The sequence below is a fragment of the Humiphilus diazotrophicus genome (genome assembly GCF_059726315.1).
This window is the reverse complement of the sequence record NZ_AP040870.1, coordinates 6,971,784-6,983,831: the sequence shown is the minus strand read 5'-3', so window position 1 is coordinate 6,983,831 and position 12,048 is coordinate 6,971,784. Positions and strand designations below refer to the sequence as shown.

Genomic DNA, 12,048 nt, shown 5'->3' with positions numbered 1-12,048 from the left:
AAGCTTTCATCCTTGAATAAGGAAGCCATGCAGGAGAAGTTTTCATTAAGTTCTAGATGTTTGTTAGAGATAACCGGTCGGACGAAAGATATCTTTATGCAAAGGCTTTCTTTAGCTTATATCTCGAAGGTTTCAACGCAATATTCAACCGCCTGCGACGTGTGGCTATTAAAGCAGAGGAAAGATCGAACTTGGCCGAAGTTTGCTCCACCCGATTCAATTGACAACCATGTCTTTGGGATTTGAAACCATAAAAATGTATTCCAAACACGCCCTGGAGTGAAAACACATGTCACATCTATTTCCAACTCCTTGCCCCGGTCCTGTAGGGCGGAGGAGTAACGATGATTTGAACACCCGTTGAATCACCTTGAAACAGCTCTGCCTGCATCCAAATAGATGCAGCGACACGAGATTATGAGGTGATATGCGATGGCAGAGCAGCAGAAGAGTACCTTTCTTGATCTATTTGGGAAAACAGCAGCTAAGGCGGCGGCATGGGTTGGATCGCCTTCGGCATTCATCGCGGCGGTACTCATCGTCTTCTTGTGGATCGTCTCCGGCCCGCGGTACCACTACTCGGATACATGGCAACTGGTAATCAACACCGGAACAACCATTGTCACGTTTCTGATGGTCTTTCTGATCCAGAACACACAGAATCGCGATGCCCGTGCGATCCACCTGAAGCTGGACGAACTGATACGCTCGGTACGGGCTGCACACAATGAGATGATCAGCATTGAAAAGCTATCCGATGCAGAGCTGCAACGTCTGACTGAAAAGTACGATCTTATTCATGCAGAATTCGAGGCGCGCAAGCGTCGTACTGCGTGAAGCCCCAAACAATCTTTCATTTCTCCGAACTCCGTTCTATCTAGAGCCTTTACCGAAAAGATGCAGACCGAAGCAATAGAAGTTGGCGTAGCTTTCCGCCAAAGACCGGGGGCCCTAGCAAACCTGTCTTTGGTTTGCTGGGGTGGAAAGCAAGCCGCTCTTCACCTATCTTGGAAAGTTCACAGTATTTCGGGAAATGCTTTAGACGAATTCTCATCTGTTATCGAGGTTTGAGTAGGAGTCGCGCCAACCTGTGCGATTGTTGAGGACCAAGCAAGAACTTTCGTCACGATTCCTATAAATTTGTCCATGACGACTCTATGACAAACTCGTAATTCCCAGATTGGGTAGTTACTCTTTTCATATTTTCAATGACCTGTTCTGAGACAGAGCTCGCGAGAAACAGCGGGAAGCTAATAAAAGTTTCACTCTCTGCTCTTATTTCACAAACCCATACCGCAAACATAAAGAGATCCTAATACAGTACTATCTCAACCAGATTTCCCTAAATGACAGACGCCTGTGAACACCGGCTGATCATGTTATGTTGAGCCCATCAGCAATAGCGTTTAAGTATTCAGAACAAGGCGAAGCAATCATCGGCATCGCGCATTTTTCACGCGAGACGCATGATATGGCAATAGCCTGCAGTTCGCGCTGAAACGCACAATCGCTGATTCACTAAAGGAGGGATACGAATGATTAGCCCCATCTCAGCATCGGTTTCAGCTGCACCGGCACAGATACAATCACAGTCTCAGCCAGCCGCTCCCACTTCTTCTTCGCAGTCTGCGAGCCTCAAACCGGACACCGTCAGCATCAGCACACAAGGCAGAGCCGCAGCTTCGGCTGGCGACAAAGACAGCGACGGCGATAGCCAGTAACAACACCTCTCTACACGTAACAACCGGAAGCCTTACCATGGAAGGCTATCCGGTTGTTCTCGATCAAGAATAATCTGGACCAGGAAGGCAAACTCCCGCCCCCCTGTGTAGTCACAGCTCTATTGTGTGGCGCCGGTCTGGAAGGTCATAGGCTGCGAGAAGGTGGTCCAATGTGTACAGTCATCGAAGAAAGAAACGGAACGCGCCCGCAGACTATAAGTCGTATTGGGAGATAGCCCACGCAATACAAACGAATGATTTGTCTTCAGTTGATCCAACCATGGAGTTTGTTGATTCAAGAGTGGCGCAATCCCGTACTCGACTACCCCATAGCTGGGTACATTCGTTAACCAGCTCACGATTGCAGCCGTTGCTGTAATACCTGTAACCTGAACATTGCCGATCTTGGGCGATGAAGGACTTTCAGCATTCAGAGGAATGGCACAAGAATGGCCGCCTTCGTAGAGACTACTACCCGAGTAATATGCAGACACATAATGGGGGCCAGGGCCGGGCGAAACATTCGTGAGCGTGGCTCCCGCAGTCTGAATCGATTGTGCACGGAAGACGCTAATAGAATAGTTGCTGTCGGGATAATTCGTCGTAGCCAGATCGGTAATTCCGTTTCCATCGAGATCTGCAGCCAAGAGGGAGAAGAATCCGCTCTCCAATGGAGCTCCAGTAATTGGATAATGGACAACATCCAGGAACTTACCCGGATGGCTGGGATCGCTTGAGCGGATAGCAATTGCATTCTGTGAAATTCCCGCTCCCAAATCTAGGATTCCATCTCCGTCAAAATCGCCCACCACAGAGGCGCTAATGGATAGATCGTCTGCGGAGCAGCAGTAGTTTTCCGGAAGAAGAAATTGTCCAGGGTGAGAGGCATCGCTCAAAAAGACATCGAAGCCGCGCAAGCTAACTCCCGATTCGTATAGGCCGACGGCCACATCGGGATAGCCATCCTGATTAAAGTCAGCGGTTACAGGCTTAAGGGGAAGATATCCCGATGTAGTCGATATTTGTTCATGCAGGAACTGTCCTCCCGAAGTTGGGTCCCTGAGTAATAGATGCAAATACCTCCAACCGGATACGAGCAAATCGGTAGTTCCGTCCCGATTGAAATCCATTGCGATGGATTCTCGTGGCGAGTCGTCAATCGGTATGATGTCTGCAACCGAGAACCTTCCGGGCTCATTGAGGTTGTTGTAAAGGATGCGTATACCAGTTGCTGAGTCCAATTCTCCCTGTGCCACGGAAACAGCGATGTCCAGCAGGCCATCGCCGTTGAAGTCGCCAACTGCCGCTCCAGCAGGAATGCCTCTCACTTGGTACACATCCGGACTGAAGGACTGGCCTGGATGCTGCGGATCTCCTAGAAATACGTAAGCAGTATCTTCATCCATCGCTAACGCTACTAAGTCAGGGACTCCGTCAATATTGAAGTCCCCGGTCGCAAGGTACGTCAAGCCGCCGTTAGCTCTATAATCCGTTCGCGGTTGGAATTGACCTGGATGGTTCGGATCTGCAAGAAAGATGCTTACAGTACGATCATGATAATTGGCTGCTGCAAGATCCGGGAAACCATCGAGGTTGAAGTCGGCCGAAACCATATGCACGGGAACCAAATCGGTCGTAGGAGAAGTGACAGAATGCAAAAAGCTGTGGCTCTCGGTAGACTTTCCCATCGGACGAGTGCCTAAAATATGTTGATTGCTCAGCACTTCTGCAAACCTTACCAGGCCTGATATGCCCTGCTTGCCCTCGCCCGTTACTGTCGCGGTCAGATTGTATTTATTCCCTTTAGCTGATGTGGCAATAGTTGTCTTCGTGGGAGACATCCTAAGGACAGTTATATTTTGCATGCCGGATTCACTCGATGCTAGTGAGTCTGTTCCTTGAAACCGTGCATACACCTTATGGGTCCCAACACTTAATAAAACCTTGAGAGAGACTGTACCATCGGGTTTGAGCTGGGCAGAACCTAATACAGCCAAATCTTCACAATACTGGGCCGATCCATCACAAAACAGTACTTGTCCTCGAAGCCCCTTCGTCGCTCCTGCCGATACCGAGGCGGTAAGGGCCACAGGATTTTGTGAATTGAAGGTGTTAGAACCGGGAGAGAGATTCAGCGTCGTCGTAGTCGTAACTTTTGTGGCACACAAGGAACTTATATGAATAAAGAACGCTACCAGGAGAAAAAGGACTAGGTTTCGAATGAGACTGGCAATCGTGCGTGGCAGAAGCGGAAAAGCCCAGTCGAGGGAATACATGACTACCTCACGCAATTCGGAATGCTGTTATCGTGCAGATTGTTTATGTCGGGGAATATCGCGGTAGCTCCTCATGATCCGCGCCTCCTTGGCGTCCGATTTTTGACACCGCGAAGTGTAGCACGATTCTCTTTGCCAATGCTGCATAATCGAGAGATAGAGACCAGTTGCGATCAGGAGAGCTTAGTCACTGAAAACATAGATAGTGAGTCTCTACGTTTTCTAAAGAGGAAGAGCCACAACCAGGGTATGGCGCTTCTACATCTTGAGAGAACAATCAAGGAAATAACCTGAAGGAACTGTCTTGAAGATGTGATGTTGGTTTGTGCCAAGGCATGGACTTTAATCCGCTACGGCAACGCCTAACCCAAATGCTACTGGACATATCGAAGAAGTTTGTACATATTCTCCCGGCAGGGAGAAGGCGAGAGTAGCCCAGGATGAAGCAAAGCGTAAGCGAGCGGAATCCTGGGTGAGTTCATAAAGAGAGATACCCGTCCCGGAGGGCCGGGGCGAAGACTGGTTGATAGTTCTTCATTACTTCGTTTTGCACTATCTCATAGGAATGCTGCAATATCGTTGTTCCCAGAATTGGAACATCTTGTGATGCTTATCTAGAAGCAATGCACGATAGATAAAAAGGAAAAGATCGCGCGCCCCTACGGGGCTAACCATCTTTTATGCCAGTGCCCCAGGGTTCCGCTACGCTTCACCCTGGGCTATTGTCGCCTGCTCCCTCCGGGAGAAAAACCTACTCGCGGAACAAGATTAACTCCGCGACCTAGAGCAAAACCAGCGTAGGTGTATCCCGAACCACAACTCCCTACGCAGGTTTTCCGTCAAGAAAACCTGCGCATCGCCGAATTTGGATAGGACATAGTAACGCTGGTTTTGCTCTAGACTACAGACATTGGTGCTCTCACTTCCGATGCTTCGCCTATTCAGCTGCACGGCCTGAATGGGCCACAGGCTATAGTTACTTCTTCAGCTCTTTATATCTCGGGCAGGTGGTTACATGGTCGTTGACCATGCCGACGGCTTGCATAAAGGCGTACAGAATCGTTGTACCGACAAACTTACAACCATACCCTTTCAGGGCTTTGCTCATGGCATCCGACACTTCAGTCGAAGTAGGAGCATCTCTTAGAGTCTTCCAGCTGTTCCGTATAACCTTATTCCCAGTAAACGACCACAGGAACTTATCCAGCGATCCGTGTTCCTTCTGAATCTTCAACACCGCTCCGGCGAGTTGAATCGTGGCCAGGATCTTTGCACGATTACGAATAATCCCCTCATTCGCCATCAACTTCTCAACATCTTTATCCTTGAAGGCTGCCACGCGAACAGGATCGAAGTTGGCAAAGGCCCGCCGATAGGCTTCGCGTTTACGAAGCACCGTTATCCAGCTCAATCCGGCTTGAGCGCCTTCCAGAACCAGCATCTCAAAGAGATGACGATCATCGTGCGAGGGCACTCCCCACTCTTCATCGTGATAGGCGAGATACAACGGATCGGCAGTTACCCAACTGCATCGTTTACCAATATCAATGACGTCGGTCTTCGTGTTTGCCATTCTTACAGATCTCTTTCTAACTAAATGTCGCGATCGAGTTGCTTAAGAAACTGCTCAATCGTCTTTTCGTCCCGCTGATAGAAGGTCCATTGCCCAATGCGCTTGGCCTTTACCAGTCCCGCCCGCTGTAACATAGCGAGATACGTCGAGACGGTCGACTGACAGAGATTGCTCTTTTCGAAGATGCGGGAGACACAGACTCCTTCACGCAAAGGACAATGCGGCTGCCCTTCGAAGTTCTTCTCCGGCTCCTTCAGCCACTGCAAAATCTCACGGCGGACAGGATTAGAAAGAGCTTTTATGATTTCGTCGACGTCGATCACAGTTCCCTCTTCCTAACCTACCAGATCAAAGTAAAAGATTGGCACACGACTTCACAAGGCAACGCCGGTCTTCCTCCCAGAGTCTACAGCAGGAGCGGTTTTCCTCCTCTCAACATGGAAGCCCCGGAACACACAACGGAAAGAGGGACGTTATCTCGACAACGTCCCTCTTTAGAGCATTTCCCGCATAGGTATCGACTTGCCAACGATGGCGAAGAGCAGCTTTCTCTGGCGGAAAGCTGCGTATGCCTCTGTGACTCGATCTACATCTTTACGGGAAACGCTTTAGACGACCAGCGTAGTCAAGGACTCCTTATCGAATTCCTTGATCTCTCCCTCGCGGCCCTCGGCGATCTTCTTCGCCCAATCCGGTTCCGACAAAAGTGCGCGGCCAAGCGCAACCAGATCGAATTCGCCCTGCTGCAACTTCTCCACCAGCGTGCGGATATCCGCCACGCCGGCATGCCAGTCAGCATTCCCTGGAGTAAAGGCCTTATCCAGGCCAACACTGCCGACCGTAATCACAGGCTTGCCACTCAAACGACGCGTCAATCCTGCTAACGTCTCCTCCGACCCGGCAAAGGCAGGCTCCCAGAAGCGACGAGTGCTTACGTGGAAGATATTGACTCCAGCCTCAGACAATAGTTGAAGAATTACCTTCAACTCTTCGGGGCTATTTGCGATGCGAGCGTCATAATCCTTCTGCTTCCATTGCGAGAAGCGGAAGACAATCGGGAAATCGTGGCTTACTTCCGCGCGTACGGCCTTCACAACCTCAACGGCAAAGCGAGCACGATTCTCAAGCGATCCGCCGTACTCATCCGTTCGCTGATTCGATCCTTCCCACAAGAAAGCGTCAATCAGATAACCGTGAGCACCATGGAGCTCAACGCCATCGAAGCCAACTCGCTCGGCATCGCGAGCCGCATGAGCAAAGGCCTTCACCGTGTCGGCGATATCCTGATGCGTCATCTGCTTAACAACGGTCTTTCCCTCGCTGGCTATCTGCATCGGACCAAACCCAGGAGCCTGCGGATCAGGTTCCATACCGGGCCTGCGCACCGGACCAACATGCCAGATCTGCGGAATAATCTTGCCGCCTGCTTCGTGAACTTCGTCCACGACACGCCGCCAGCCTGCAAGAGCCTTATCGCCAAAGAAGGCCGGAACATTGGCATAGCCATTCGCACCGGGATGATTAATGTACGTCCCCTCAGTAATAATCAGCCCGACTCCGCCCTCAATCCGCCGGCGGTAATAACGCGCCACATTCTCTCCCGGAACACCTCCAGGAGAATGCTGACGAGTCATCGGAGCCATAACGATCCGGTTCTTAAGCGTCCATCGCCCTAAGGCAAAGGGCTGAAAGAGCACTTCCACATCTGTAGCTGCTGTTTGAATGGCGCACCTCGCTCCCTCGGACCTTGGCCCGAGCGTCTCGATATATCGAGAATTCTCGATATAAGATGAAGCCCCAAGTTGTCAGGATTCAGAAATTTGCGCTAACGCGCTTCTCGCGAAGAGAGCAAAAGCCCTGCAATCGCATTAAAGCATTTTCGCTTTTGGTATGGTCCAGCGAAATTCAGTGCAGTGTGGCCGTTCTTTAACGGAACGGCCACGCGGTCATTTGTTCCTAGTCTACGGTGAAAGCGAAAATGCTCCAATGTGGGAATAGATCGATGCCTCGAGGTGTTTCTAGAGATGAAGGCGCGCGACCTCAACATATCCATATTGAAGACAAAGACAAAGGACATCCCCACTTTTGATCATGATGAATACTTACACGCTTGCTTCCCCAAATCTCGCGACCGCCGTTCGCCCTCTGGGTGCAATGGAAGAGTTCTTCTGGCTCTATGAACAACACACTCCGGTACATTTTGTAGTAGCGGCGAAGATCACAGGACACACAACGATTGCCGACTGGCACATGGCTCTTCGTGCGCTTCAAAAGCGCCACTCCAACGCTTCTGTCTTTATCGATGTCGATGAGGACAACCGCCCACAATTCTATCGGAACGAAAGCGCACACATTCCCCTGCGTGTTATCCCTGGCGATCAGACGCAGTGGATGGCAGAGATGGAAAGAGAAATCGCCACGCCATTCCCTGCTGCGGAAGCACCGCTGCTGCGAGCTGTTCTTCTGTACCAGCCGGAGCAATCGGTATTGTTGCTCACGGCGCATCACTCGATTGCCGATGGAATGTCGTTAACCTTCGCGATCCGCGATATCGTCCGCAGCCTCGCGGGCGAATCCTTCAGCCCACTCTCGCCGCTTCCGTCACTGGAGAAGTTGCTGACCACAGTACTTTCGCCCACCACGGAAGAACAGGCACCGCTGCCGGAACCGGCAGGACCGCCATCTCCTCTACGGGACACCGCAAAGCTAACGCCCTCGATACGCCGTCTCCAATTCACTCCGGAGCTGACAGCGCGTCTCTACCGGCGTTGCCGCGAGGAGGGAACGACGGTCCACGGCGCATTGATGGCTGCTGCCAGCCTGGCTGCATGGCAGGCCGGTAACTGGAGAGATCGCCCGATACGCATCCTCACGCCGGTGGATTCCAGAAGGGCTCTGGATCTTTCCCTTGAAGACATCTCTCTATTGGTCAGTGGCGGGACGGCTGCGATGCAACCCACCTCCACGCAGAACTTCTGGAAGCTGGCCAAAGAGGCAAAAGCGGCGGTAGCCCCCACACAAACGCCTCAGGCAATGAGGCAAACGCTGGAAGCTGTGAAGCAATTCTTCGGCGAGGATGGCGACACAGATACTGCCATTGAATTCGTGACGAACATATTCGCTTCCGAAATCATGATCACAAACCTGGGCAAAATTCCCGAGAGCCGCTTTGGCCAATTCATGATCGAAGAACTCTGGGGGCCTGGGGTTCTGACCGGGATAGACGGCCATCAGACAATCGGAGTGGCAACGGTGAATGGGTCTCTCGGGTTACTGCACACAAGCTGCACACCCATAACCGCCTTCCTCGAAACCATTCAGGTCATCCTTCACGCAGCATGCTAGTACTTCGCCCCAGCGCGGAGCATCGCCGCGGATGGAGTACCGCCGGACTCCAGGCCGGGGTCCCCGGCACGCGCGGTTTTCGCGTGCTGGGGTGGAGGACCGGCTGTCGTGTGGGCGTCCTCGCCCACACAGGCGATGCAGCGTTGGAACTTGAAATTGCGTATTGATATCCGGCTTCCCAGGTGGAGGGCCTGGAGACCCTCCACGACAGCCGGCGAGGACGCCGGCGGTACAAAACAAGCTGATTAGGGGGCCTCACTACGGAAGGCATTTTGGAAACTACATCTCTTCTTTAAGGGTCTTGGTGTAGTCGTCGTTCAGTTGCGATAACACCTGTTCCAGTTCCTTCAGGCCCATCAGGAGATCCGCCGACCGTTGCAAGACTATGTTCAGCTCCTCCGGCTTCAACTTATCCGGAGGCGCCTTCTCCCCATAGATAAATATCGGAGAGATTGCCTTCGACTGATCGTGAAAGAGGCTCACAGCCACGCTATCGACCACATCTTGCTCGCTATAAGCGTCGGAGAGGCGCTGAACCTCCTTGTACTCCATAAAGCCAAGGGCTCCGGTATCCCGAGCCGAATGCCAGGCAGAATCGTTAAATCCCGACCAGCTCATCGAATAAGACAAGGTCGTACTCGCAGGAGCCTTGTGGGTATCGCGAATCTGGGACATCAGCTCCAGATTGTGCTTCATCCGCTCCTCGTCCTCCCGGATGTACTTCATATTCTTCTGGACCAGGCTCTGGTTCTCGGTAAGCTCCTGCCGGATGTTCGCACGAGCCTCGTGGACCAGATGCCGATGGTGCAGCCACTCCACCGACCCTTCAAGCCCTAAAGCAATCAGCAGACCGACGGTGATGGTAAACAGATGAACAAAAAACTCTCGCCAACTATCGATAGGTTTGTGAGGCAGATGAACTTCCACTAGATTTTCGTCCCCTTGCAAACGGAATAGGCGCTGCTAATGCAGTCACAACCGGAATACGGCTCTCTACCGTCCAATATAGAGCATGATGGGCAATGGGCGAAGTCCTGGGTTCGTGCTCTCTCCGCCTTAGGGGGCTGAGGTTTCTACATATTTTGCAAAGGGGAACCATAGAGAAGAGCAAAATATAACAGCAATTTCGAGAGTTCCAATCATTCGTCAGGCCTTGTGTCAGGGCATGGGCTTTAGTCGCCGATCGCGTTTCTATATTTGCTGAGCCGAGGATAGCCGAAAATCCGTGTACACAATCAGAATCTCAAAGGCAAACTGGCTTTTGTCCTGTGTCAGTCCTGCACCGGGGTAGCCGACCCGCGATAAATGAAACGGGAGGTCGGATTTTGATGTTTCTTATTAGGGCTGGACTTCAGTCCAGCCGAAAAAAGTCTTCTTTGAGAGAGAGGAAGCATTCTCGGTAACAAGAGTAGGAGTTAAGAACAATGGCCTGGAGTTAACTTGCTTTATGGATCAAGAGGAGCGGTCAAAAAGAATTTCTATATGACAGGACAAGTAGTTTGAAGCACTAATCATAAATTGGAACTCCAAGCCCTGTCCTTAAACTCCAAAGCCGTAGCTGTCCGATTCGCCTAGGTTACCGAGAATGTCTAAATCCCTTCCGGCAAGACCTCGCGGCTGGACTGAAGTCCAGCCCCTGGACTTTCTACATTTCTCGCAAGGGATATCAATAAAACAACGAAACATAACAGCAATTTCGGTCGTTGCCACCATTGGTCAGGCTTTGTGTCAGGGATGGCCTTCAGGCCATCCGAAAACAGTCTTCGTTAAGAGAGAAGAAACATTTTCGGTAACATATGCAACGGGAAGAACAATGGCATTAAAGCTATACCAGTTTGAGCGTTTTGGTCATTACTTCCACGAGGGAAGATCCTCTCAAACAGTATCTTGCAACTATTCGGCATGCTCAATTTCCCGCTGCATTCGTTACCGAGAATGTCTATCCATTATTAAGAGAATTTCCGCGGCTGGACTGAAGTCCAGCCCTGACACAAAGCCTGACCAATGGCCGCAACGATCGTGGACGTCCTGACCGGCTGAGCATAACTCGATTCCCCGGGGAAAACCGAGTTATGCAGGAAGAACTAAAACACTGTTACTTCTTGTACTGTGCCAGCATTTCCATATAGCGGTCGATCAAGTCGGCCTTGTGCAGCGAGGAGTAATGCCCTGCTACGACGATGTCGATCGGCAGGTGCATATCCTTCAGCTTCTGAAGTGTCTTGGCATATTCGACAAGATCGGCTCCATCCATATTGCCAAGCTGAGGCTTCAGGACACAACCGCCATAGAGTACCTGCTCCTTCGGAAACCAGACAAAGATGTCGTCAGGCTTATGCGACGGCCCCAGATAGAGAGCGCGAACAGCACCATTCTGCAAATCGAAACTAGCCGGATAGGTCGTATCCGGCAGCACGATAGGGACATTCGGATAATTGGGGAAGAACGCCTGAGTCTGTTTGATCAGGGCTTCGCCTTCCTTTTGCAGTAGATCGCGGGTCATCGTGGTGGAGACGATCTTGGCACCGATCTTCTTAAAATATGCATTGCCGCCAAAGCGGTCGGGATCGTGGTTCGTATCGATCACCTCGGTAATCGGCAACTGTGTCACCTTACGAATTTCTGCGGCAAGCATCTCGGCAGTCTGCGGCGTCATAGTCGCCCCTACCACGGTAACGTGGTCACGGCCAATGTAAACGACAGAGTTCTCCTTACCGTAGAAGGACTCCTCCACCAGATAGACATTCCCCTTAAGCGGAATGAATTTAAGAACAGGCTCGGCCAGCGAATACAAAGGCGCAAGCAGAGCGACTAACATGGCAAACACAACAAGAGGTCGTTTCACTCAAAGCTCCCAATAAGGGCTAACCCATTTCAGATTCGGATACAAACCGAATAAGCGAACAAATGGAGATAAGAACACAGATCTAACTGCCAAGTGATGTCTTTAACATTCTCCCTTGTTACCTATACATCTAGGGATAATACACTTCTTACGGCAAGGGACGGAAGAAAACTGAAGAATCGAGGTACAATTCGTATCAACTTTGTAGGGAAAGAAAGAAGAGCGCCAAGAGTATTTCCCAGTCTCTTCCGACAGTCAAAGACTATTCGGGTCCGGGTAGCTATGGGT

General features: G+C 51.1%; 9 protein-coding genes. 3 read left to right on the top strand and 6 right to left on the bottom strand.

Annotated elements, in window-relative coordinates:
- The first annotated feature begins 432 nt into the window (after positions 1 to 432).
- Positions 433 to 837, top strand: coding sequence for a low affinity iron permease family protein (locus tag AC6I7T_RS27960; RefSeq protein ID WP_497791109.1), 405 nt, complete (start codon positions 433 to 435; stop codon positions 835 to 837).
- A 698-nt stretch (positions 838 to 1,535) separates the two neighbouring features.
- Complete coding sequence (locus AC6I7T_RS27955; protein ID WP_497791108.1) at positions 1,536 to 1,721, top strand: hypothetical protein; 186 nt, start codon at positions 1,536 to 1,538, stop codon at positions 1,719 to 1,721.
- Positions 1,722 to 1,840: 119 nt separating this feature from the next.
- Here AC6I7T_RS27955 and AC6I7T_RS27950 read toward each other — a convergent pair whose 3' ends face one another.
- The 4 genes from AC6I7T_RS27950 to AC6I7T_RS27935 all read right to left on the bottom strand — a co-directional run bounded on the left by AC6I7T_RS27950 (position 1,841) and on the right by AC6I7T_RS27935 (position 7,273).
- Complete coding sequence (locus AC6I7T_RS27950) at positions 1,841 to 3,997, bottom strand: FG-GAP-like repeat-containing protein (protein WP_497791107.1); 2,157 nt, start codon at positions 3,995 to 3,997, stop codon at positions 1,841 to 1,843.
- A gap of 976 nt (positions 3,998 to 4,973) precedes the next feature.
- Entirely contained in the window at positions 4,974 to 5,570 is a 597-nt protein-coding gene (locus AC6I7T_RS27945) for a DNA-3-methyladenine glycosylase I (protein ID WP_497791106.1), read from the bottom strand.
- 20 nt (positions 5,571 to 5,590) lie between these two features.
- Positions 5,591 to 5,893 (bottom strand): ArsR/SmtB family transcription factor, encoded by a 303-nt coding sequence (locus AC6I7T_RS27940; RefSeq protein ID WP_497791105.1) that lies wholly within the window; start codon positions 5,891 to 5,893, stop codon positions 5,591 to 5,593.
- 285 nt (positions 5,894 to 6,178) lie between these two features.
- Positions 6,179 to 7,273: an NADH:flavin oxidoreductase gene (locus AC6I7T_RS27935; RefSeq protein ID WP_497791104.1), complete on the bottom strand. Its 1,095-nt coding sequence runs from the start codon at positions 7,271 to 7,273 to the stop codon at positions 6,179 to 6,181.
- 388 nt (positions 7,274 to 7,661) lie between these two features.
- Here AC6I7T_RS27935 and AC6I7T_RS27930 point away from each other — a divergent pair, with 388 nt between their 5' ends.
- Positions 7,662 to 8,915, top strand: a complete 1,254-nt coding sequence (locus AC6I7T_RS27930; protein WP_497791103.1) for a phthiocerol/phthiodiolone dimycocerosyl transferase family protein — start codon at positions 7,662 to 7,664, stop codon at positions 8,913 to 8,915.
- A 279-nt stretch (positions 8,916 to 9,194) separates the two neighbouring features.
- Here the strand turns inward: AC6I7T_RS27930 and AC6I7T_RS27925 are convergent, their stop codons facing one another.
- On the bottom strand, positions 9,195 to 9,842 hold the full coding sequence (locus tag AC6I7T_RS27925; protein ID WP_497791102.1) for a hypothetical protein: 648 nt from the start codon (positions 9,840 to 9,842) through the stop codon (positions 9,195 to 9,197).
- 1,168 nt (positions 9,843 to 11,010) lie between these two features.
- Complete coding sequence (gene bla, locus AC6I7T_RS27920; protein ID WP_497791101.1) at positions 11,011 to 11,760, bottom strand: subclass B2 metallo-beta-lactamase; 750 nt, start codon at positions 11,758 to 11,760, stop codon at positions 11,011 to 11,013.
- Positions 11,761 to 12,048: the final 288 nt, after the last annotated feature.